The following is a 23666-nucleotide window of genomic DNA, read 5'->3' as shown; positions in this document are numbered from 1 at the left end:
CAGGCATGGGGACAGAAAGGGTTGTTAGGGGCTGGCAGGCGCCGGTACCCAGACGAGCCGTGGAGCGTTTTCGTCTGCCGGACGAAGACCGAGGTCCTGTGGGGACGCGAACACAGGGATTGCATCAGCGGTCAGTGCTTGGGCTTGCGAGAAGTCCAGTGTGGGCCCGGCGAGGCCTTCCCCAGGGCCGAAGGACATGGTGCGCAGCGACGCTGCGACCTTCGCCGGTTCCTTGCTCCCAGCCAGTGCGGCCGCGCGGACCAGAGCCACCACGGCGTCATGGCTGCGTGCGTCCGCGGCCCAGGCATCTGCGGAGAAGGGGGTATCGTCCGTCAGGTTCTTGATCTCCGGATTGCCTCCAGCCAGTCTGATGCCTGAGAGGAAGGCAGACATTCCCCGTCCTTGGGCGTCCTGCTGAAGTGCGATTGCATCGCCGGTCGCAGGGGCAACGCTGACAAGTTGTCCTGAAGCGGTGCCGTCCAGCTCCGCGAGCGAGGATGCGAACGCGGGGGTGATGGCGCCGTCGGGCAGGACCAGCGGAACGGACACGTCGCGTGACTGGAGGGCTTGGACCAGGCGGGCGAGGCGCTGCGGCGTCGCCGCTGAGACCACAACAGCATCTGCGGGGTTGGCAGTCCGTGTGCCTTCGGTGTCCGCCGGCGCATCCTTGGACGGCGGGCGGAGCTGGTCGCCTGTACGGATGGCGGCTTCTTGGGCCAGGCCAGCCACATCGGAGAAGCCATCCAAGGCCAAGGTGTCGGAGATAGTTACAGAGGCAGGGACAGAGCCGCCGTCGCTGACCAGCAGCACCCGGCTCTTGCCGGCAAGTACGGTCCCTAAGGCTGCCTCGACAGAAGCCGCCGATGGGCCCGTGGTCCACGTGGTTTGAGTCGGTTCCGAAGCTTCGGCGTAGGGAAGGATGACCGGGAGGTTGAGCTCCTCGGCCGCCTTCGCTGCCGCGAGGGCCTGGGGTCCGGTGCTTGCTACAACGACGCCGGACACGCCCTGCCCGGCGAGGGCACCTACGGCGGCACGGGCGCCGTCTTCGGTGCCTTGGTCGTTCTGGGTGGGGAGCGCGACTTTCGCGCCACTTTGGCCGAAACGCTGCGCCGCCACCACAGCGCCCTGTGCTGCGCGGTTGTACTCGGTGCCGGGCTCGCCGGACTGACCGAACGTCATGACGACGCCGATGGAAAAGTCTGCAGGCAGGCCGTCAGCCTTCAGCGAAACAGGAACCGTAGCAGCTACAGGATCGGGCCGGGGAGCTTCCGAGGGACGGTTCAGCGTCATCACCAAGACTGCCGCAGCAGCAATGACGACGGCGGCTCCCGCAGCAATCAGGACGATAAGGCGTGCGCGGGGGCTCATGCTGCACCACCGATCTTCAGCGTGTAGAGCGTCTGGGACGTCGCGCCAGCCGGCACTTCCAGTTGGAACGGCGGCAGTTCATCCACCGCAGTGAGCGAGGCCTTGAACTGGGCCTGGCGCAACAGGAGTCCAGCCACGTCCCGGGAACGGATGTTGGCGTAGCCTTCAGCATTCTGGGAGGCCAGGGCCAACTGGAAGTCTGCAGTGTCCGCTTTTGCCGCGCTGGTGGCCATCGAGCCGAGCAGGCCCGAGCCATTGACAGCCCGGTCGCCCAAGTCCAGCATCACCTTATTAAGGCTGGAGGCGAGAAGGGCGCTGGCACCTTCGACATCCCGGGTGGAACCTGATGTGCTGGAGGCGATGTTGTCCAAGGAAGCCTGAGTGCTCTTGGACAGGGCGGCTGTCAGATCACCGCTCTGCCCCAGAAGCTCGTCACGCTGCTTGTTGACCGTCCCTTCGGCGTCCTTCACAACATCGTCCGAGGTGGACTTCAGCCCGGAAATGGACCGGTTGAACGCTGTGGTCACAGCTTCAGAGCTGGCATCGCCGATGTCGGCAACCTGCCGCACTTGTTCGTCCACGGTTTTGAAGACTTCGGCAGCAGTTTCGGCCGAAACGTCGCGGAGTGATTCCTTGATCTTTTCGCCGAGCATGTCCTGCTGCTCTTTCAACTTCGCAAGTGCCGTCGTTACTGTGCCGGAGGAGTCAATCGCGTCAGCGAGTGCGGTATCGAGCGCCTCAAGTCCCTTCTTGGTGCCGTTGACGTTTCCTGTTGCGGCGCCGTCGAGCGTCTTGACGGCGGTCTTGATCGCTTCAAGTTTGGTGTCGGCGTCGTCGAACGTCGACTCCAGGGCCGTGAAGGCCTGGCCAATGGCCTGGTCGGCGGCAGTCGTGTCCGTAGCTGCAAGCACTTCGTCCCAGGCAGCTGACTGCCCCTCGAGCCGCACGTCCAAGGGCTCCTTGAAGCCCGGCGGCGGATTCAGCGCGGGTGACGGGTTGCCGTCTTCATCGGTCGGTTCGCAGGGCACTGATGTCAGGTAGGAGCGCAGCCGTTCAACGTCCTGTGCGGACAGCTTGCCCTTGACCGGGATGAGACCGTTGTCAGTTAGCTTGCAGAGCTCGTCGGCCAGTTTCTGGTTTTGCTGCATCATGGAGCCATTCAGCCAGGTTCCCTGCCCGAGTTCGCCCTTTGCTGCCTTGGCATTGGCAGCGATGGCGAGGAGTTTCTGCCGGAGGGTGTCAATGCTGCTTTGCGCTGCGGTGGCGGCTTGGCGGGTCGCGGCCGCAGTGTCGGCGGCTGACTTGATGGCTGTGTCCAATGCCGCGAGCGCCTTGGTGTAATCCTCCGAGGTCCCGGAGCCTTCCAGCATGGCACCGAGGTCCGTGCGCACTTTTTCAAGTGCGACGGCGGAAGTCGCCTGGTCTTTGATGGCACCTTCCACTACTTGGGGCTGGAGGCCGGACACAAGCCTGTCTCCTTCTTGCACCAGACCCAGAAGCGCTCCGGTGACGGTTACGGCGGAACCGTACAGGGAGCACGTCATGGAACCCTGTTCAGCGCACTCTGCAGCGGTGGGGTTCTCGGGTCCCATAGTGGCTTTGAGTGCACCGGCAACGGTGTCACGGCAACTCGCGCTGACCTTCGCATAGGCGTCAAGCTGTGAGGCCATGGTGAGAACGCTGGAGTACACGGTGGCTGCCGGTGCGGCCTTGGCCACCTCAGCGGTGCAACCGTCACCGGTGATGGGGGTGACCGGCGGTGTGGCGGAAGTGTCGCCCAGCATCGCGTCCACGGCCGAGACCGTCAGTTTCAATTGCGACATGGTGGTGGACTGTGTGGCAGTCGTTGAAGACTCCAAATCAGTGCCGAGAACTTGCAGCTGCTGCTTCAGGTCCGACATCGTCGCGGCAAGGGCCTGCGAGTTGTCCCGTAGTTCACCGGCGGTCTTCGCACCGAGAGTCTGCGAGGTTGCCTGCAGGTTCCGGCGGACATCGGTAATGGTGGATCCGGCTTTCGCCAGGACGGTGTTGACATCAGATACCAGTGAAATGGTGCGGCGCTGCAGCTCCATTTCCGAACCGGTTCCGGAAGAGAAGGCGCTGGTTAGAACCCCGTTGGCACTGAGGTCAGTATTGAGGCCAGGCTGGACTGCGACGTCGAATTCGGGGACCTGGAAATCCTTCACGTCGGCGGCGAGCCGCAGCGTGGTGCTGGCGCCGGAACGCGGCGGAGCCAGAACGGTGGCCCACTGGACTACGGTGGCTCCGTCTTCGGTACTGCTCAGGACTCCGTTGGTACCTGTGGTGCCGTCGGCTGAGCCGGGTGATACGTCATCCGCCCGGATACCGGGTAGCTTGGTCGACGCGGCGATTGTCAGCGGGGCGCCTACCAGAGCGGTATCAGAGCGGGCCTGGCCGGCGGCGTCGTACTGGATGGTCTGTGGTTTGACGGTGAGGTTCTCCAGCGTCAGGTTGATCTCCACCGGACCGGTGTGGCCTTTTAGCTCGGCTAGGTCGGATCCCGACTTTTCACCGGCACGGTATTGAAGGCTCACGCGAACCGGGAGTTCGCCCACTACTTGGGCGGTGTCGTAGCTGGTGTTCTCCGCCGAGGAGTCGCCAGCAGCGGACACGGAGATGGTAGTGCCTTCGATCGTCTGCACTCCAGCGGCCGGGGACAGGCCCACGCGGACGCTCTGCAGGAGTTTGACGGGGTCGGACACCGGCTCCGGCTTGGGAGACTGGGTGCAGGACGTCGTCGCGATCAGTCCCAGGGCAACCAGGACGATGCCGAGTGCGCGGGCCGGGGGGATGCGTCGCCCCGGGCTGTAATGGTTAAAACTAGCCTGCTTAGGCATGGATCGTCCCCCTCTTTCCGTTCACGGTGCCTTCAGTATCATAAGGTTGCGCACACGAATGGACTAATCCCCCCGAGTCGGGTAGCACCGCATGACGCAACGACTGATCCCGCCTTAGGGCAGGTATTTGTCTGTTTGTTGGATTTATTCGGGTGGGGTTGGTATTTTGGGTGTGTTTGGTTGCCTGGGTTTGTTTGGCTTGGGTATTGCGATTGTTCTTATTGGGAGGAAAGTTCTATGTCGCGTGTGTTGTCTACTGAGCAAGCTAAGGCTGCTATTGGTCAGGTGCAGTCGATTATTACCGGTGGGTTTACGGATCAGATTTCGGCGTTGGATGCGCAGGGTCGTGTGTTGTCGGATCCGAATGTTTGGGATGGTCCGTTGGCTGCTGAGTTCCGTGGTTCGACGTGGCCGGAGACGAAGGCTGCTTTGGATAAGGCCAAGGAGGAGTTGGAGCAGTTGCGCGGTCAGTTGCAGAAGATTTCGCAGGATATTTTCTCGGCTGGTGGCGGGGCCTGATTCTTTTGGTTTGAGTGTGGGGGCCGGGTGATCGTGCCGCGCTAGTGCGGTGGGTTGCCCGGCCGTTGCGCTGTGTGGTTGTTGTGCCGTGCTTGTGTGGTGCGGGGTTTTGTGGGTTGTTGGGTTTTGTTCGCGTTCTTGTTCTGTGGGGGGCTTTGGTTGTGACCGAGTTCGTTGAAATGCCGTTGTTGCCGGATTCCGATCTTGCTCATGGTGGGCGGTTTGTGTACGGGGTTGCCGAGGCGGTGAAGGGTGCTTTTGAGTCCGCAGCGTCGCGGGTTGAGGAGCATTCGGGTTCGCGTGCGCCGTTGGTCTCGGGGGCTGGACAGGACTTCCGGGGGCATTTTTCGGAAGTGTTCGCGGCGAACGCGGCAACGGCGTCAGGGGACGCGGAGTCCTTGGCGACGGCGTTGCGGACGGTGGCCGGGTATGTGGGGACCATGATTTCCGAGGCGCGGGAAGAGGATGACCGGCGGCGGCGGAACAACGAGTGGGTGAGGCGGCATAACAACCGGAACTGGCTCGAGGAGGGCTGGGACAACCTTTGGGGTGAGGAGGCCCGGCCGAATATGGAGCCGGGTAGTGCGCCGTCGTTCCCGGCCCAGGCCCCGGGGTCGGGGTCGCGGGAGACTCCTGCGCCGGGTGGCGGGTATGGGGGCGGGGTTTCTTCGGCCCGTCCGGAGTCGTTGCGGAGTTTTGCTGCGGGTTCGCGTGGCTTGGATGACGGGTTGGCCTCGGTGCCGGGGTCGTTGGAGGGGGAACTGTCGTCGTTCGCGGACCGGTGCGGGTGGGGCCGGATCGACGCTGCGGGTGTGGTTACGGCGTTCCGGCAGTATTTGCGGGCTAATGAGGCGGACGCGGCGTGGGCGGTGGTGGTCGCGGACGCGTTCGCTGCTGCCGGTGGTGAGGGTGCGGTCTCGACCCTGTCGGATGCTGCGGTGAATGAGGCGTTGGCGGCAGCGGGGGTCTCGGGGACCCGCACGGGCCTGGTCATTGACCCGCCGACGGCGGCCGGGGCGATGCCCTCGTCCGGGTACGCCAATGATCCGGTGAACACGGCGACGGGTAATTTCATTGAGCCCGAAACCGATCTTGGGTTCGCCGGGGCCTGCGCTGACCTGGCGATCACCCGGATGTATAACTCCCTGGGTTCCGGCTTGGACACCCCTGGGGTGTTTGGTCCGGGGTGGGCATCGGTGTTGGATCAGCACCTGGTGTTCACGGAGGAGGGCTGCCGGTGGGTGATGGCTGACGGCCGGGCGGTGGACTTCCCCCGCGAGGGTACCGGTTGGGCTCGCGCGGTCGGAGAGAATTACTGGCTTACCCGGCACCCGGCCACGGAACTGTGGTTGGCGGAGCTGTCCTCGGTGCCAGAAGGCGTCACTGAGGTGTTGGTGGTGCGGGATAACCAGGGCGGCTGGTGGGCTTACACCACCGCCGGGGTGTGGCTCGGGACCGGGGCGGGGCCCGGACGGACCGTTTCCGTCCACCGCGGTGAGAGTATCGACGGCGGCGGGCTGGGTGTGGTGCACCGGTTGGTGCACGTGCGGGGCCGGTTCGTGGAGGTCGACTACGTTGACGGCGTGGTCGGGGTGGTCCGTGCGTCGGATGGGCGCCGGGTTCAGTACGGTTACGACGATACGGGCCGATTGGTCACAGTCCGGTTGGTCACAGTCGGCACGGAGACCGGTGACCGGGTGTATCGGTGGAACGAGCAGGGTCTGATCGCCTCCGTGGTTTCTGCCGCTGGTGTGGTCGAGGCCGAGAACAGCTACGACGAGCACGGCCGGGTGGTTCTGCAGGTCACCCAGCATGGGCGGCGGACGAGGTTCGCGTATCTACCGGGTCGGGTCACGGTGGTTTCGGATGAGGACGGGTCCCGTTCGAACTCGTGGGTTGCCGATTCGAAGGGCCGGCTGGTGGGGGTGCTGGACGGGGAGGACCGGCGCCAATCCATGTCTTATGACGTGCATGGGAACCTGGTGTCTTTGACCGAGCGTGACGGCGCGGTCACGGTCCATGGCTACGACGCCCGGGGCCGGAAAATCCGCACGGTGACCCCGGAGGGCGCGGACCTGACGTATGGGTGGGATGAGCAGGACCGTCTGACGACCCTGGTCACCGCATCCGGGGCCGTGGTGACGTACGAGTACGCCGATGAGCTGTCCCGGGACCCGTCGGTGGTGGTGGATCCGTTGGGTGGCCGGACCATGCTGGTATGGCGGGACGGGCTCCTGACCCAGGTCACGGATCCTGCCGGGGTGGTTATTGGTTTTGAGTACGACGGGTTCGGGGACCTCATCGCTACCCGGAACGCGGTCGGGGACACCGCGAGGATTGTCCGTGATCAGGCCGGCAGGCCGGTGGCCGCGTACACCCCTTCGGGGGCTGAGACCCGGTTCAGTTATGACGGCGCGGGTGCGCTGGTGCGTCGGGTGGATCCGGATGGGGCGGTGTGGGCGTTCGAGCATGACGCCGCGGGCCGGACCACGGCAATGATCGCCCCTGATGGGGGCCGGACCGTGTTCGAGTACGCCGCCAACGGGGAACTGGTCCGCACCACGGACCCGCTCGGCCGGGTCGTGGAGCGGGTGTTTGACGAGCTCGGCAATGTCACTGCGGCGGTGTTGCCGGACGGGGGCAGGTGGGGATTCACCCATGACAACCTCTCCCGGCTGATCGGGATTACTGATCCTGGCGGGCATGACTGGGTGCGGGAGTACGACACGGTCGGTGCCCTCACGGCCGTGATTGATCCCACCGGGGTCCGGACCGTGGCCGTCACGGACCGGGGGAACGGGACCGCGACCCTGACCAACGCGTTCACCACCAACACCTACAGTTTTGATGCGTTCGGCCGGCCCACGAAAGTCGAAACTGTCGACGGGTCCGCGGAACTGGTCACCTATGACGCGGCCGGGAACCCGGTCGAGCTGGTCGATGGTGAGGGCGGGTTGACCGTCCTGGGCCGCGACATCGCCGGGAAGATCACCTCGATCACCTCACCCACGGGGGCGGTGACCCGGTTCGAGTACGACCACTGCGGGCGACCGTTCCGCAGTGTTGATCCTGTCGGGGCGGTCACGGAACTGTCCTACGACGTCGACCAGCGCCTCACCGCGAGGATCCTGCCCACCGGGGAAATCGAAACCTTCCAGTACGACGCGTGCGGGCGGTTGATCGCCAGGCACACCCCGGGGGAGGGGACGGCCCGATATGGGTATGACCGGTGCGGGCGGCTGAGCTTTTCCCAGGATTCCTGGTACGGGACCCGCCGGTTCACCTACAACGTGGCGGGGGAATTGACCGGGACGATCAACGGGGTCGGGGGCAGGACCGGGTTCGAGTACGACGCCCGCGGCCGGCTCACTAAGATCACGGACCCGGCCGGTGGGGTCACTACAAGGACGTATACGGCCACGGACCAGGTCGAGTCGGTCACTGACCAGCTGGGGAGGGTCACCACGGCCACGTATGACCCGGCAGGGCGGCAGCTCTCGCAGACGGATCCGGACGGGCACACCACCACCTGGACCTACGACGCTCCGGGCCGGGAAGCGACCACGTCGGTGGACGGGACACTCCTGGCCGCCATCGAACGCGAGTCAACCCGCCGGAGGGTCGTCATCACCGACCACACGGGTGGGGCCGGGTACGCGGTGGAGCACGAACTGTGCTTTGACCGGCGCGGGCTCCTCATCCGAAAGTCCAACGGGACCCAGACGCTGGGGTGGGAGTACGACGCCGACGGGAACCGCACCGGCTTCACCGACCCCACCGGCACCACCACCCGCTACACCCGCGACGCCGCCGGGAGGGTCACGGCTGTGTCGAATCCGTTGCTCGGGGATGCGGCCTTCACCCACGACGCCTCCGGGCGGATCACCACCGCGACAGCGGGGAACTACGCCCAGGAATGGGTTTACCGGGACGGGAGCCTTGTAGAGCACAGCCGCACCCACACCAACAACCCCGGCACAGCTGATGTGACCCTGATCGGCCGTGAGGACGGCGGGCGGATCACCGCCCTGACCCGGAACGGGGCCACCACCTGGTACGGGTACGACACCGCCGGGCAACTGATCTCCTCCACCACCGGCACGACCAGCGGTAGCAATGATGCCGGAGCTTCCGCGTCGGTGTCAGCGTGGGAGTACGACGCCGGTGGGCGGCTTCTCCGCGAAACCACCCCCGCCGGGTCACGCACCTACAGCTACGACGCCGCCGGGCAGCTTCTCACCGTCACCGAACCCGACGGGGCAGTCACTGAGTATGTCTATGACGGGCTGGGCCGGCGGGTCCGGGTGATCGGGGCGGACGGGTCATGGACCGAATACGCCTGGGGACCCACCGGGTACCTGTCCGGCACCATCGAAAAGGACCGGGACGGGGTTGAACGCCACCGGCACGGGCTCCACGTCGACGCGCTCGGTGAACTCGCCACCGTGGACGGGGCACGGCTGTGGTGGGACACCGCCGCGCCCGTCCCGACCCTGGCCGGGATCAACACCACCCAGTTACTGTCCCTGCCCGGCGGGGTCGCCGGCATCGGCGAAGCCTGGACCGCGCCGGGCTGGCGGGCCGCCCGCCCCACCGACCAACACGACCCCTGGGCCGTCCTCGGCACCCCCACCACCCCCACACCAACCAGTCCAGGTGTGGTCTCAGGGTTGGGTGCCAGCGGTGTGTTGCCGCCCGGGATTGCCCTGACAGCTGGCGGCGGGATCGACATCGCCGGACTCGAATGGCTCGGCAAACGCGCCTACGACCCCGCCACCCGGGCCTTCCTCTCCACCGACCCCCTCGCCCCCGTCCTCGGCGCGGGCTGGGACGGCAACCCGTACTCCTACGCCGGAAACAACCCCCTCAACACTTCTGACCCCACCGGACTCCAACCCCTCACCGACGCCGACCTGAAAGCCTTCGATGGCTCCTCCCGCGGCGCGTTCGCCGCAGCAGGCGACTGGTGGAAGGACAACTGGGAGTACGTCGCTGCCGGGGCCGCGATCGCCGTGGGTGTGGGTCTGATGTTCACCGGAGTTGGGGGACCAGTTGGAATGGCACTCATCGGAGTGGCTGCGGGTGCGCTGACATCGGGTGGGGCTTCAGTGATCGTGCAGAAGGCCTCTTCCGGAAAAGTCGACATGGACAAAGTATGGAGGGACGTCGCAATTGGCGCCGTCGCAGGCGGGCTTGGTGGGGCCGCCGGCGGTCTTCTGGCGCGTGCTGCGAACGCAACCCGTGTGGCGACGTCAATGGGCTCAACGTCGTCCCTCGTGACCAGGGCAAACACCGTGCTGGGAAGCACGACCGTTCGCAGCACATTGTCAGCTGGTGTGGGCGGCTCGGGTAGCAATGTCGTTTCTTATGCACTTGACGAGAAGGAAGACCACACGATCGGAGGGTACTTCGCTACGGCCGGAACCGGATTCTTGACGGGCGCAGGAGGATCCTGGGTTGTCGGAAAGGCGGGAGCTGCATGGGCCGATGACGTGGCCGCGCGCTTGCCCAATTGGACAGGCCCAATCTCCAGAGGCTCTCACAGCGGGGCACCCTACAATTGGGGTTCGGTCATGACTGAGCAGGTGGTCAATCGGATCGGTGGTGGAATCGTGGGTGCAGTCAATACAGAGCTGCAGCCGGGTACTGCGACTACGAATGACCTTATGAACGGCGCCGTTCAAGGATTTGCCAACGGCGCAACAGGCCCACTGAGCGGACGTCGTGCAAGTGGTTGGTGACGAACAGGAAAATGGATGTCGAAGAACAGTAACGACGCTTCAGAACAGCAAACCCGCAACCGCAGATCCAAGCGGTTCTGGAAACTTACGGGCGTTTTTATTCTGATAGCTGGTTTATTCGTTCTGCTCATCCCCACTTGGGACTCGATCGCCGTCGAGAGCCTCCGTTGCGAGGTAGTTTCTGCATCGCCGAATACGAATTCAGGGGGTTCCAGGGGATCTGCCTCGAGCGCTGGCGTTTTGGTCGAGACGTCGAACTGCGGAACGATCTCCGTGTCCAACGGTGTATCTTTTGAAAATCAGCAGGAAATTGCGTCTTCTTTCGAAGTTGGCAAAGATTACGAGTTTGATATTGGCTGGTTCTCTCGTGTTGTGATGAAGGACCTTAGGAACGGCATTCCGGCGGCTCGCGACTACCGGTTGGTGCGCTGACGCCTCGCCGAGCGCAGCATTACCGCCATTGCGTTCTGCTGGGCATCCGAAATGTCCGCCGACTACTTGGATTATGACCAGTGATCCAATCGCGGACGTTCCCTGACTACTAGCGGCCGGAATGAATGGGTTAGTCTGTTCGATGGATAAAAGGTGCCAGTCCCGGCATTACCCTCCAACAGGAAGTTTGTTCATGAGCCACCCGAGTTACCCCCATTCCGCGCAGTCCGGCGACTCTACGTCCACACCGGATACGCCAACCGGCTTCGATGGGGAAAGCCCGGGGGAATACCCGTCCACTCAAAATCAGCACACTTCCCAGGTGGGAGGCCCGGAAAAATCATTTCTGACGACATGGCTCCTGGCCCTCCTGCTTGGCAACTTGGGTGTGGACCGCTTTTATCTGGGCAAGATCGGTACTGGTATCGCCAAACTGCTGACTGCCGGGGGACTGGGTATTTGGTCACTCGTTGACCTGATCATCACATTGACCGGAAACGCAAAGAGCAAAGATGGGCGTTCGCCGGAAGGGTACCCGCAGCATAAGAAGAAGGCCTGGATCATCACGGCGATTGTGTGGGTAACCAGCATTGTCACGAGCATTCTCGTGGCAACAGCATTTACAGCCGGCGTGGCGAGCAGGATAGAAAACGCCGCTGCCGCTCAGTCCGCTGAGGAGAACCGATCCATCACGCCGGGAGCAGCGGGTGATGCTGGTTCCGTGACCGTTCGCATGGATGATGGCCAAACGGCCCGGGTTACTGTCCTGAAGTCCGAGTACGTCACCGAGTATCCGGGCAAAGAATGGTACACGCCCATGAATGGTGGTTTCCTCATGGTTGAGTTCTCATGGGAGACCCTTACCGGTACTACGTCATCCAACCCCGCGTACTTCGAGGCCACGGACCCTAACGGGCAGAAGCTGACCGGCACAACCCCGGACGAGAATCGGTTCCCACTGGACAGTGAGGTGCCCGCCGGAGAAACCAGCCGTGGGTACATTGTGTGGGACACCAAGAATGTTCCAGTGACTATCGTGATCACCAATGTGATCGGGAACAAGGCTGCTACCTTCACCCTCGCTCCTCCGGCCAGCTAGTCGCCAAGGGCAAAGCAAGAGGCCCTGCTTCCCTTGTGGGCGTTACGAGTCAGCGTGCTTAGTGAGGCGGGGACGCGGAGTGAAAACAGAAAGGGTCCGTAGCCACTGATTGGTTGGGTACTCCCTCCGCGTTGAGGTCCAAAAGGCCAAATGAGTCCACCGTTACCGCTTACCTCGGGGCCGTATCGATGATTGAGATTCCCTGGAGGCAGGCAATTTCCCCATTTGTTGGATTTATTGGTTCGGTGTTGATAGTGTCGGGCTTGTCCGGCCCCGGTGGTGATGCCGCCGGCGGTTTATGTTGCAGAAGATTTCGCAGGATATTTTCTCAGCCGGCGGCGGCGCGTAATTGTCTTTGATGGAAGGCCAAGAAGCCCTTCCTGAGCAGTTCGTAGGGTTTTCTTTGGGGGAGAAGCATTGGCCGTTTCGTTTGATGATGATGCTGCCGCGTCGTTGGTCAGGGTTGCCCGCGAAGTGGATGGGCGGCTTCGTGATGAAGGCGTGTTGCGGCGTGGCGCGGTCGAGACTGCGCTGGAGGACTTCGCTGGTGGGTATGCGGACTTGTTCAAAGAGGCTGCCTCCATTGAGGCTGAGGATCGCGGGAAGCTAGCCTCAGTGCTTGACGATCTTGCCGGGCAGGTCGAAGAAGCACAACAAAAAGCGCGCGAGGAACGTGACCGCCAATCCCGGCTGGCCGTTTGGCGGGAACGGGAGGCCGAGCGTGAAAGCAGGCGCGATAACTTCATCGGAGATGTCGGCACCGCGATAGAGGGCCTCTTTGATCCAAAACCCTCTGAGACGCCGGTCGCGCCTCCAACCATTTCGGCTGCTTTCTCCCCCAGGCAACGCAACCGCACCTCAGGCGGTGGGTCTTCTAACGGGAAAAGTTCTGCTGTTCCGGACCATCTCCGGACGTTCGTGTCCCAGTCCAGGGCAGGTAATACAAGCATGCAGCAAGACCTTCTGCAGCTGGGCAACGCGTGGGCGTCGTTCACCTCATCGTGTTCCTGGGTTCTGCTCGGGTCGAATTCGTTCCCTGGCGGTTTTGAGCGGTTCTTGGGCGAGAACGAGGCAGATGCTTATTGGATTGAACACATCGCCGATGCGTTCGCCGCCGCGGGCGGGGGATCCCTCTCGCACGGTGCGCTCGACCTGGCTCACACAGTTCTCTCGCCGTTGAGGGACCAGGAACTGCTGCATGCGCTCTCGTCCCTGCCCGCGAAGGACCTCGCCGCCATGTTGACGGCCTCTCCAGCGCTGAAGTCACAGCTTCAGTTGATAAACCCTACCGAGATCCACTCGTGGTGGACGGCCCTGAACCCGCCACCGGATGCCACAACCCGGTTCTCGGTCCGGCAGGACCTCTTGCTGACACAGTTCCCTACGGTCTTTGGCAACCTGGAAGGAATGCCCTACAAGGCTCGGGACCACGCCAACCAAACCGCGCTCAAGGCAGCGGTAACCGATGTGAAGGCCCAAATCGCCCAAATACAGGCCATGGTGGACGAGACGACCGTGGGCTATGGCGAGGTGCCTTCGGTGGCGGCCGTATTGAAGAACACGCTCACCAACCTGGAGAAACGACTCGGCGTTCTGGACAACATTCAAGACGCCCTGAAAGGTCCCAGCGGCGGCGATGGCAAACGGCATCTGATCTCGCTCACTCAGGACGACCCTCCCTTGGCGTCGGTGTCGATCGGTGATCTCGACACCGCGAGCAGTGTCACTTACGCGGTTCCGGGCATGGGCACCACCACGGGCGGCATGACAGGGTGGACGAAAGTTGCCCAGAACCTGCATGACCTGCTTCCGCAGGGAAGCGCTGTGGTGTCTTGGATTGGGTATGAAACCCCGCCCGTGCCGGCACTGGATAACAACATCAACGTCGGCGTTCTTGATGTGAATCGAGCAGTAGCGGGTGGGCAGAAACTCGCCGGGGCGCTCGATGGCTTGGCCGCAGTGCGTGGTGAGAGCGCGCCGCAACTCAATATTGTGGCTCACTCCTACGGGACGACCACCGCAGCGGTGGCCCTGACGCAGCCGGGTATCAAGGTGGATAACTTCATCACGCTCGGCTCAGCAGGATTGCCCGACAACGTCCATAGCGCAGCTGACCTCAACGCAGGACACGTATACTCCGGTCATGCGCGTGACAAGATCCCTGGTGAAACCGAAAGCGGGGACCAGTGGGCCTGGACTGGCCGGGAAGGCAGCCGCGACCACCACGTGAATCCGATTGAACCTGGGTTCGGTTCCCACGCTTTCGGCACCGATACCGGAGGCGACGCTGGACGGCCCGTCGCCGACCACAACGCGCTCATGTCCGAGGACGGAGGACAGGTAGGGTACTTTGACCGAGACACCGAATCGCTCCAAAACGTCGTGCGGGCAATATCCGGCAAAACGGACGACATCACCCCGTATGTGCCCTTAGGCCCGACGGATCTGCAAAAGGCCCTACTGGAAGGAATGTCAAATGCCAGCGGCTAAGACGCATATAAGGATTCTCACTGCCGCGACGGCTGTGATCCTGATGGGAATGACAATAACCGCATGCGCTGAGAAGGAGCCAATCACGACAATGTCAGACAAGGCCACGTCGGAAACGACAATCAGTGCCAGAGAAGGGCGGGACCGAGCGGTCGAACTCGTCATCAACACCACCAAACAGCTGGATGTCACCGGTTGGTGGCCCCGCAACGGCGTCGCGTGGGCGCAGGAGTGCTCCCTCGGAAAGGGCGAGAAGGGAGCCAGCTACGGCTACGACCACTGGGCACCCCAGGGAACTGACCATATTGAGGACGCCAAACGCGTAGCCGGGTATTGGGAATCTCTAGGTATGACCGTACGCACCATAAATCCGACAACACACCCGACCGTTTTCGCAGAGGGCGGGCCCGTCCTTCGTGCCAGCTTCGACACAAATGCAGCGGATAACTCCTACAGAGTGGGTGCTACTGCCCCCTGCTCCCTGGGCGACGCGGTTGCCCTCAATGACGAGGACGAAGCAGAACGAAAACAAGGCAAAGTACTCCCCGGGGACGAGGGCGTTGTCGTTCGGGAAGACCCGCCACAATAACCCCGCCCGAACCCGGCCACGATGATTGCTGCCTGACGGCGCCCGGGCGGGTTCTTCGCGAAGGTGAGATCACGCGGAGCTGTTTGACGGCGACTTGGACTCGGTTTCGGACGCTCCAGATCACGCCGCATCTCTAGCGAAGGTGCCCAAAATGTGCCCACCAGCCGGATTTTGGCAAAGTAAAAGGCCCCGCCTCCCTTGTAATCAAAGGGAAGCAGGGCCTTTCTCAATGGCGGTGACGGTGGGATTTGAACCCACGTTGGCTTTTACACCAAACAACATTTCGAGTGTTGCACCTTCGGCCGCTCGGACACGTCACCAACTGAAATAGGCTACCCGAGATGGGCCCGGTTCCCCAAAACGAGCACCCCTGGACCCGCCCTGAAATGCAGGTGGCGCGCCGTTCGATCCACGCCAACTTCCGTCAGCAGCCCCCCACCGATAGATTCGTAAGCACCATGACTATCTCGCGCGAACAAGAACACGAAGCCCAGGCCTATTGGGTCACGGAGACGGGCGATGGCGAGCTGCGCCCGGAGACCCTCCCAGCAAGGCAAGAAGGAGAAGCGCTGGTCAGGACCCTCTACTCAGGTGTTAGCCGCGGCACCGAGCGTGTTGTCCACGAGGGCCGCGTTCCGGAGCGAGTGGCTGACCTGATGCAGGCGCCGCACCAGGAGGGCGACTTCCCGGGCCCCGTCAAATACGGCTACCTGAACGTCGGCATTGTGGAAGAAGGCCCGGAGGAATGGGTCGGCAAGACCGTCTTCAGCCTCCACCCGCACCAAGACTTCTATGTGATTCCCACCAGCCAGCTCACTGCAATCCCGGAGGACGTACCAGCGCGCCGGGCGGTACTCACGGGCATCGTTGAGGTGGCCATCAATGCCCTTTGGGAAGCCGGACCGAGGCTGGGCGACCGTGTCGCCGTCGTCGGTGGTGGCTTGGTGGGTGGCGTCCTGGCGACGCTCCTGCGGAACTATCCGCTGGGCCGCCTGCAACTGGTGGACGCTGACCCTGGCAAGCAAAAGCTGGCGGAAACCATCAACGTGGACTTCGTCCTCCCTGAGGAAGCCAAGGATGACAACGACATCGTCTTCCACTGCTCCGCCTCCAACGACGGCCTCAAGTTGAGCCTCCAACTGGCCGGCGACGACTCCGATGTCATTGAACTTTCCTGGTTTGCCGACAAGGAGGTCACCCTGCCACTCGGCGAGGACTTCCACGCCCGCAGGCTGAACATTCGTTCCAGCCAAGTGGGTGCTGTCGCCCTGCCCAGACGGCACCGACGAACCAACGCCCAGCGCTTGGAACAGGCCGCACTCGAACTGCGGGATCCGCTGTTCGACACTTTCCTGACCAGCGAATGCCTGTTCCGGAACCTGCCCACCACACTCACACAATTGTTCGAACGGCCCGGCGGTTTCTGCCATGTGGTCGCCTACCCAAACCCGGAGGATTAATTCATGTTCAGCCTGACCGTCCGACGCCACTTCATGGTCGCCCACAGCCTTCCCCGGGAAGCGTTCGGCCCGGCCCAGGGCCTCCACGGTGCCACGTTCGTTGCTGAAGTCACCTTCCGCCGCCCCAACCTCAACGACGACGCGATCGTCCTGGACATCGGTGCCGCCGGCGGCATCCTTGAGGAAGTGCTCGCCGACCTGAACTACAAGAACCTCGACGAACACCCCGCCTTCAAGGGCAAGCTCTCCACAACGGAGGCACTCGCGAAGCACATCGCAGATGCCATGGCTGCCCAAATCCAGGACACGGCGGACGGTCCGGCACTCACTGGCATCGACGTCGTCCTCCGCGAGAACCCTGATGCCTGGGCGGGCTACTCGCTGGAGCTCCCGGTCAAGTAAGTGCACATCCGCTTCATGGTTCCTGGGAACGTCCGGCACGGCTCCGGGGGCAACAAGTACAACGCCAAGCTCGCGGAGCACCTGACTGCCCTCGGCGCGAACGTTGAGACAGTAACGGTCGACGGCGACTGGCCCGTTGGGGGCCCGGCGGACCGGCAGCGGTTCGCGCACATGCTCGACGTCGGAACAACAGTGATTGCGGACGGCCTGATAGCCAGTGGTGCGCCGGAAGAGATCGCCGGCGCGGTGAATGCCGGAACCAAGGTCTGGATCCTCTCCCACATGGCTCTGGCGGACCACCACGATCTTGAGGCCAAGGCGCTGAATTCCGCAACCGGGATCATCTGCCCGAGTGCCCACGCAGCGGCGGAGCTGGAGGCAAAGCACGGGACGCAGAATAGCGTCGTCGCTACGCCCGGTGCTGAGAAGGCAAACCCCGCAGAAGGATCCGAACCACGGCACATTGCGGTTGTTGCAGCGTTGCTGCCAAACAAATGCCAAACACTCCTGGTAGAGGCGCTCAGCCGGCTACAAGATCTCGCGTGGACCGCAGCTCTCATAGGCTCCCAAGACGCTGACCCGGGCTACGCAGCGGAGGTGAGGGCCGCCGTCGAGCATTACGGTCTCGAAAACCAAATCAGCATCACAGGAGAGCTGGCCGGCGATGCCCTCGAAGAGCAGTGGCACAGGGCCGACTTGAGTGTTCTGATTTCACGTTCCGAAAGCTTCGGGATGTCCGTTACGGAGTCGTTGGCCCACGGCATCCCCGTGCTCGTTCGGCAGGGAACGGGAGCAGTGGAAGCACTGGGTGACACAGGGGCGGGCGCGGCCCTGGATCTCAGTGACCCTGGCACCCTCGCCAGCACCCTCCGGAGTTGGCTCACGGACCACGCCCAGCAACAAACCTGGCGGAACGCAGCAATGACAGCCAGGGAGCATCTCCAAGGCTGGGACACCACTGCCGCCACCGTCCTAAAGGCCGTCCAAAGCTCACCGAGGTGACAGTAAAAGCCCATCCCAAGACCCGGGATCGTCGTCAAATGCCATTTCGCGGGAGAGGAAGAGGCACGCGGTGCGAGGTGAAGAAGTCCCTGAGCAAGGCAGCGCACTCGTCCTCGCGGACGCCCGCGTAGACCTCCACCCAGTGATTGAGGCGGCGCTCGCGGAGGATATCGAACACTGAACCCACCGCTCCGGCCTTCTCGTCCCAGGCACCAAACACGACGCGGGGAATACGGGCCAACACAATCGCCCCGGCACACATGGCACACGGCTCAAGGGTGACCACCAAAGTGCAGTCTTCCAAACGCCAGCCATCACCGACGGCGCCCACATCGTGAGCCCGCTGACGAAGCGAAGCAGCGGCCTGACGAATGGCCACCATCTCCGCGTGGGCGGTCGGGTCTCCGTAGGCTTCGCGTTCATTGCGTCCGGAACCCAGCACTCCGCCGTCGGGTCCCAACACGACGGCGCCGATCGGTACGTCGTCAGTTTTCAACGCCAACCGGGCTTCGTCCAGGGCAAGGCCCATCCAGGCCATGTGTTCTGCGTGATACGGCTCGGTGGCGCTCATGTCTCAATGATAGTTTTGGGGGATGCGCACACTCGTCGTGGACCACCCGCTGGTCGCTCACAAGCTCACCGTTCTGCGGGATAAGAACACCCCTTCACCGGTCTTCCGGCAGCTCACTGAAGAACTCGTCACTCTCCTGGCTTATGAAGCCACGCGTGAGGTCAAGACGCAGCCAGTCGAGATCGAAACCCCCGTCACCACTACCATTGGCACGGCTTTCACCAAGCCCACGCCGCTGGTGGTCCCGATTTTGCGCGCCGGTCTTGGCATGCTCGAGGGAATGACCAAGCTGGTCCCCACCGCTGAGGTGGGCTTCCTGGGCATGGCCCGGGACGAAGAAACCTTGGACATCATCACCTACGCCGAGCGCCTTCCCGAGGACCTCACTGGCCGCCAGATCTTTGTCCTGGATCCCATGCTTGCTACCGGCGGCACCCTCCGTGAGGCCATTAAGTTCCTCTTCAAGCGCGGTGCCTCGGATGTGACGTGCATCTGCCTGCTGGCCGCTCCGGAGGGATTGTCCAAGCTGGAAGAGGAACTCTCCGACGCCAACGTGAAAATCGTCCTGGCCTCGATTGACGAGAAGCTCAACGAAAAGTCGTACATCGTGCCTGGCCTGGGTGACGCCGGCGACCGCCTCTACGGCGTGGCCGGCTAAAGGGAGACCCCTACCGGTTTCCGGCGCGCCCCGTTAGCCTGTGGCGCATGGACTGGAAACTTGAACTGGTATTTGTCCCTGTCTCCGACGTCGATCGCGCGAAGGACTTCTACGTCAACAAGGTTGGTTTCAACGCCGATTTCGATGAGCGTCCCACGGACGGCATCCGTTTCGTGCAGCTGACGCCGCCGGGTTCGGCGTGTTCCATCGCCATAGGGGAGGGGCTTTCCGACGCCCCTCCGGGTTCGGCACCCAACCTGCAAGTGGTGGTGGCGGACATCAACAAGGCCCATGAGCACCTCAAGGCCAACGGCGTGGACGTCAGCGACGTCGACGTCCAGGATTGGGGTCACTTTGTGTACTTCGCTGACCCGGATGGCAACCAGTGGGCAGTGCAATACCTCCCGCAGCGGCCCAACGGCTAAGTCACACTTCAGCACCACCCAACGAGTGTGCGGCAGGATGGAACCATGAGCCATCCTGCCGCACCTGTCTTGACCGTCCGTGCCGTCCTCTTCGACATGGACGGCACCCTCGTTGACTCGACAGCCATCGTTGAGCAGGTGTGGCTCGAGTTCGCCGAGCGCTACGGCTTGGACTTCAACGAGATCCTGCGCACCTCGCACGGCGTCCAAGCCGGCGATACTGTTCGCCGGTATGCGCCCGCCGGCGCTGACTTTGAAGCCCTGACCGCCGAGTTGGGCGAGATGGAACGCACCCGGACCGATGGCGTCATTGCGCTTCCCGGGGCAGAAGCCCTGCTGGCGGGACTCCCGGATGACGCCATCGCGTTGGTGACCTCCGCGGACCGCATCCTGGCGGATATCCGTATGCAGGCGGCCGGGCTGACCATGCCATCAACAACAGTCACTGCTGAGTCCGTTACCCGCGGTAAGCCGCATCCTGAGGGGTACCTGAAGGCGGCGGCGCTGCTGGGAGCCGACCCGGCCGACGTCGTGGTTTTCGAGGATGCGCCTGCCGGAATCGCTGCTGCTCGCGCGGCGGGGATGCGGACCGTTGTGGTGGGCGACGCCGCTGCCAGGCACAATGCGGAGCTGGAGCCGGGCATGTGGCGGATCCCGGACTACTCGGCGGTCACCGTCACCGCAGTGAAGGACGACGACGGCGGTCATCTCCTGACGATCACCCTTTAGTACCGCAGGGGTCAAGGCTGTTCCAAGCGGTGAACCGGGCGTAGGCTGTGCGCATGTCTGCGATGCCGGAGGCGTACGGTGCTGCATTGGAGCGGGCCATGGTCCACGCCGGTGAGTGGCTTGCGTCGGTTCCCACCCGTTCTGTCCGCCCTTCTTCTGATGCCGACCAAGTGGCCAAGAGCATCCTGCCGCGTCTCCCCGACGGCGCAACCGATGCTGCGGACGTCGTGGACGAGCTCGCCGCGCTGGCTGAGCCCGGCTTGATGGCGATCCAGTCCGGACGGTTTTTCGGGTGGGTCATGGGCGGAACCTTGCCAGCCGCCATGGCCGCCGATTGGTTGGTCTCTGCCTGGGATCAAAACACCGGGCTCCGGTTCGCCACCCCCGCTGCAGCTGCCATCGAGGAATCTGCCGCCACCTGGCTTTTGGACCTCCTGCACCTGCCGGCCACTGCCGACGTCGGATTCACCACGGGTGCCACCACTGCCAACTTCGTAGGGTTGGCAGCGGGCCGCCAATACCTGATGGACGAGGCCGGATGGGACCTCGAGGCCCTCGGCCTCAGCGGTGCACCGCGCATCACAACCTTTGCCGGCCGGGAACGGCATGCCGCAGTGGACCTGGCGTTGCGATACCTCGGTTTGGGGGCCTGTGTTCCGGTAGACGCCGACGACGAAGGCCGGATATTTCCCGACGCCCTGGCTGATGCCATGGATCAGCAACCCGGCCCATCGTTGGTCTGCCTGCAAGCGGGCAACCTCCACTCCGGGGCATTTGATCCCATGGCGGAAGCCATAGCCGTGGCACACGATCGCGGCGCGTGGGTGCACGTGGACGGTGCCTTTGGTTTGTGGGCCGCCGTTAGCCCGAAGCTGCGAGGCCGGCTGGCGGGTGTGGAGGACGCAGATTCGTGGGCAACAGACGCGCATAAAACCCTGAACGTCCCCTACGACTGTGGCCTGGCAATCGTTGCCCGCCCGGAAGCCCTAAGGCGTGCCTTCAGCGTTCACACTAGTTACCTCATTGCCACGGACGCCGGACCCGGGGATCCTTTCGAAAAGGTTCCCGAGATGTCCCGCCGGGCCCGAGGCATTCCCGTGTGGGCCGCACTCAGGCAACTGGGCCGGGACGGCGTGATTTCCATGGTGGAGCGCCTGGCAGCGAATGCCCGGGCTTTGGCTGAAGGCCTGTCCTCGATTCCTGGCGTGGAGGTGCTCAATGACGTCGTGTTCACGCAGGTCTCGGTGAGTTTCGGAAGCGATGACCGTACGCACCGGATCACCCAGCGGCTTATGGCCGAAGGCGCGGTCTGGATGTCCGGTTCGTCGTGGCGTGGACGCGAGATCCTACGGATCTCGGTCAGCAACTGGACTACGGACGCCGGAGATGTCGCGGCCTCCCTTGCCGCCGTGCGGGGTGCGGTGGAGGCTGAGCCGGAGATGTAGAGCTCCTGCGCGGGCTCAGTGCCGGTGAGGTCCTCGGCCCAGTTCGGCGCGCAACTCACTGACGGGAATTGTCCCGTGATGCAGCTCGCGGGCCAGGCGCGCCACTGCGCGGAGGTCCGCCCAGGCTGTGCGTACGACGTCGACGCTCGGGTCGGGATCGTCGGTCCAGTCGAGCGGGACTTCATGAATGCGCAAAGCAGAACGTTCGGCAATCATCAGCAGTTCGGTGTCGAAGAACCATGCTTCATCGCGGGTGTGGGGGAGCAACTGTTGGGCGATGTCGGCACGTATGGCTTTGAAGCCGCACTCGGCATCGGAGTAGCGCGCCCCCGTCATGACGCGCAGCAGGAAGTTGTAGGTCCGTGCAATGACCTCACGGTGGCGGCTGAATGTCCCGTGTGAGGCCTTGGCCAGTCGCGTGCCGACCGCGAGGTCGGAGTGCCCGGAGATCAGCGGGGCAAGTAGGGGCGCCACCGCCGAAAGGTCGATGGTCAGACGGGGGTCCATGTACGCAAGCAGAGGTGAGGGCGAGGAAAGCCAGACCCGGCGGAGCGAGTTTCCGCGACCCCTCTGCTCAAGGTGGACCACCAATAGCTCGGGGAGTTCCCTGGCCAGGCGTTCGGCGATCCGCAAGGTGTTGTCCGTGCTGGCATTGTCCGCGACGGTGATCCGGAATGTGTGGGGGAAGGAACCGGCGAGGTGGCTGTGTAGGCTGCGAAGCTTGTATTCCAGCTGGGTCTCGTCGTTGAGCACAGGGATGATGAAGTCCAGGGTAGGAACTAAGGCGCGTGTGTCCGCGGGGGAGCGCTGCAGCTGATGATTCATCACCGGCTTGGGATCTGTGAGCGTCATACATTCAGCATCAGCTCACTCCATATGAGCCGAATAGGCGGCAACTGTGACCCCACTGTGAACTAAGCGCCGCACCTGTGAAACGGCAAAACCGCACCCGTTCCCGCTATCCGCTCCAGTGGGCACTGGTGCGAACGGCGGCAACGGGCGCGGCAATCAAGCAGTCTGGTTTAGTACCAGTTGTTGGCCAAGTGGAAGCCCAGAGCGGCGGACGGGGATCCGTAACGCTCCTTGATGTAGTTCAGGCCCCACTTGATCTGGGTCTGGTAGTTGGTTTCCCAGTCAGGACCCACGGTGGCCATCTTGGAAGCAGGCAGGGACTGGACGATGCCGTAGGCGCCGCTGGAAGCGTTCATCGCCGTGGTCCTCCAGTTCGATTCCTTCTCCCACAGCGTGTTGAGGGCAGTCATTTCGCCCGGGCCCCAACCGTAGTTGCCAAGGATGCTGAGTGCGTACGCCTTGGCAGCCGCAGGGTCATCCACAGCCTTGGGAGCGGCAGCAGCTGCTGCGGCTTCCGCAGCGGCAGCGGCAGCAGCGGCGTCGGCGGCCTGCTTGGCAGCAGCGTCAGCAGCAGCCTTCTCAGCTGCGGCCTGGGCAGCAGCCTGATCAGCGGCAGCCTTTTCGGCTGCAGCCTGCGCAGCTGCGGCCTGGTCAGCGGCAACCTTCTCGGCGGCGGCCTTGTCTGCGGCGGCCTTATCCGCGGCGGCCCTGTCGGCTGCGCCCTTTTCGGCGGCAGCATTCAGGGAAGCAGAGATCTCAGCCGACTTGTTGGTGTTGACCTGCGCACTGGACTGGGTTCCGGCTACGCGGCTGGCCTCGGGGAGGGTCAGTGCGGCGTTTGCGGCGGTTCCGAGCGATGCAACGCCCAATGCAGCTGCCACAACACCGGCAACTACGGACATGCGGTGGCCGGACTTACCCTGGCGGGCTGCGTTCTTGAGGACGGACTGCGACTTGGTGAGCGGTGCGTTGTGTTCGTCGCTGTGACGCGCGGAAGGGCGCGTCTGATCGTTAAATTCAGACATG

General features: G+C 63.4%; 18 protein-coding genes and 1 tRNA gene. 13 read left to right on the top strand and 6 right to left on the bottom strand.

What is annotated here, in order from left to right; translation table 11 throughout:
• Window positions 1-24 precede the first annotated feature (24 nt).
• Window positions 25-1368, bottom strand: coding sequence for a hypothetical protein (locus ACIQTW_RS09395; RefSeq protein ID WP_402936439.1), 1344 nt, complete (start codon window positions 1366-1368; stop codon window positions 25-27).
• The gene (locus ACIQTW_RS09390) at window positions 1365-4226 is read right to left on the bottom strand and encodes a hypothetical protein (protein ID WP_402936438.1); all 2862 of its coding nucleotides are present in this window, start codon (window positions 4224-4226) and stop codon (window positions 1365-1367) included. The genes ACIQTW_RS09395 and ACIQTW_RS09390 overlap by 4 nt, the downstream gene beginning before the upstream one ends.
• A gap of 237 nt (window positions 4227-4463) precedes the next feature.
• Between ACIQTW_RS09390 and ACIQTW_RS09385 the strand changes: the two genes are divergently transcribed.
• The 6 genes from ACIQTW_RS09385 (at window position 4464) to ACIQTW_RS09360 (ending at window position 15096) form a co-directional block, all read left to right on the top strand.
• Window positions 4464-4745, top strand: coding sequence for a hypothetical protein (locus ACIQTW_RS09385; RefSeq protein ID WP_026547649.1), 282 nt, complete (start codon window positions 4464-4466; stop codon window positions 4743-4745).
• A gap of 161 nt (window positions 4746-4906) precedes the next feature.
• The gene (locus tag ACIQTW_RS09380) at window positions 4907-10486 is read left to right on the top strand and encodes a DUF6531 domain-containing protein (RefSeq protein WP_402936436.1); all 5580 of its coding nucleotides are present in this window, start codon (window positions 4907-4909) and stop codon (window positions 10484-10486) included.
• A 15-nt stretch (window positions 10487-10501) separates the two neighbouring features.
• The gene (locus ACIQTW_RS09375) at window positions 10502-10918 is read left to right on the top strand and encodes a hypothetical protein (protein ID WP_402936434.1); all 417 of its coding nucleotides are present in this window, start codon (window positions 10502-10504) and stop codon (window positions 10916-10918) included.
• Window positions 10919-11111: 193 nt separating this feature from the next.
• Window positions 11112-12017 carry a TM2 domain-containing protein gene (locus tag ACIQTW_RS09370; RefSeq protein ID WP_402936432.1) on the top strand — a complete coding sequence of 302 codons (906 nt, stop codon included), beginning with the start codon at window positions 11112-11114 and terminating at the stop codon, window positions 12015-12017.
• A 417-nt stretch (window positions 12018-12434) separates the two neighbouring features.
• On the top strand, window positions 12435-14507 hold the full coding sequence (locus ACIQTW_RS09365; RefSeq protein ID WP_402936430.1) for an alpha/beta hydrolase: 2073 nt from the start codon (window positions 12435-12437) through the stop codon (window positions 14505-14507).
• A 91-nt stretch (window positions 14508-14598) separates the two neighbouring features.
• On the top strand, window positions 14599-15096 hold the full coding sequence (locus ACIQTW_RS09360; RefSeq protein ID WP_402936428.1) for a hypothetical protein: 498 nt from the start codon (window positions 14599-14601) through the stop codon (window positions 15094-15096).
• A gap of 230 nt (window positions 15097-15326) precedes the next feature.
• On the opposite strand, the gene ACIQTW_RS09355 is transcribed toward ACIQTW_RS09360, so the two are convergent.
• A tRNA-Ser gene (locus ACIQTW_RS09355) sits at window positions 15327-15416 on the bottom strand.
• A 138-nt stretch (window positions 15417-15554) separates the two neighbouring features.
• On the opposite strand from ACIQTW_RS09355, the gene ACIQTW_RS09350 reads away from it, so the two are divergent.
• From ACIQTW_RS09350 to ACIQTW_RS09340, 3 genes are all read left to right on the top strand, one after another.
• Window positions 15555-16556, top strand: coding sequence for a zinc-binding alcohol dehydrogenase (locus ACIQTW_RS09350; RefSeq protein ID WP_402936426.1), 1002 nt, complete (start codon window positions 15555-15557; stop codon window positions 16554-16556).
• A 3-nt stretch (window positions 16557-16559) separates the two neighbouring features.
• Window positions 16560-16958 carry a 6-carboxytetrahydropterin synthase gene (locus ACIQTW_RS09345; protein ID WP_309075179.1) on the top strand — a complete coding sequence of 133 codons (399 nt, stop codon included), beginning with the start codon at window positions 16560-16562 and terminating at the stop codon, window positions 16956-16958.
• Between the two features lie 171 nt (window positions 16959-17129).
• Window positions 17130-17960 carry a glycosyltransferase family 4 protein gene (locus ACIQTW_RS09340; protein ID WP_402936961.1) on the top strand — a complete coding sequence of 277 codons (831 nt, stop codon included), beginning with the start codon at window positions 17130-17132 and terminating at the stop codon, window positions 17958-17960.
• 34 nt (window positions 17961-17994) lie between these two features.
• On the opposite strand, the gene ACIQTW_RS09335 is transcribed toward ACIQTW_RS09340, so the two are convergent.
• The gene (locus ACIQTW_RS09335; protein ID WP_402936424.1) at window positions 17995-18531 is read right to left on the bottom strand and encodes a nucleoside deaminase; all 537 of its coding nucleotides are present in this window, start codon (window positions 18529-18531) and stop codon (window positions 17995-17997) included.
• Window positions 18532-18553: 22 nt separating this feature from the next.
• On the opposite strand from ACIQTW_RS09335, the gene upp reads away from it, so the two are divergent.
• From upp to ACIQTW_RS09315, 4 genes are read left to right on the top strand one after another with little or no spacing between them, the layout of a single operon-like run.
• The gene (upp, locus tag ACIQTW_RS09330) at window positions 18554-19189 is read left to right on the top strand and encodes a uracil phosphoribosyltransferase (RefSeq protein WP_017198151.1); all 636 of its coding nucleotides are present in this window, start codon (window positions 18554-18556) and stop codon (window positions 19187-19189) included.
• 47 nt (window positions 19190-19236) lie between these two features.
• Entirely contained in the window at window positions 19237-19614 is a 378-nt protein-coding gene (locus ACIQTW_RS09325) for a glyoxalase superfamily protein (protein ID WP_402936422.1), read from the top strand.
• A 45-nt stretch (window positions 19615-19659) separates the two neighbouring features.
• Entirely contained in the window at window positions 19660-20343 is a 684-nt protein-coding gene (locus tag ACIQTW_RS09320) for an HAD-IA family hydrolase (RefSeq protein WP_402936420.1), read from the top strand.
• A 53-nt stretch (window positions 20344-20396) separates the two neighbouring features.
• Complete coding sequence (locus ACIQTW_RS09315) at window positions 20397-21788, top strand: pyridoxal phosphate-dependent decarboxylase family protein (RefSeq protein ID WP_402936418.1); 1392 nt, start codon at window positions 20397-20399, stop codon at window positions 21786-21788.
• A gap of 15 nt (window positions 21789-21803) precedes the next feature.
• On the opposite strand, the gene ACIQTW_RS09310 is transcribed toward ACIQTW_RS09315, so the two are convergent.
• Together ACIQTW_RS09310 and ACIQTW_RS09305 are read right to left on the bottom strand one after the other, a co-directional pair.
• Window positions 21804-22640: a glycosyltransferase gene (locus ACIQTW_RS09310; protein WP_402936416.1), complete on the bottom strand. Its 837-nt coding sequence runs from the start codon at window positions 22638-22640 to the stop codon at window positions 21804-21806.
• A gap of 170 nt (window positions 22641-22810) precedes the next feature.
• A complete protein-coding gene (locus tag ACIQTW_RS09305) occupies window positions 22811-23665 on the bottom strand; it encodes a hypothetical protein (protein ID WP_402936414.1) in 855 nt (284 codons plus the stop codon).
• Window position 23666: the final 1 nt, after the last annotated feature.

The organism is Paenarthrobacter sp. NPDC090517 (assembly GCF_044769165.1).
Classification (GTDB): Bacteria; Actinomycetota; Actinomycetes; order Actinomycetales; family Micrococcaceae; genus Arthrobacter.
The sequence above is the reverse complement of the archived record's forward strand: the minus strand, read 5'-3'. Positions and strand labels throughout refer to the sequence as shown.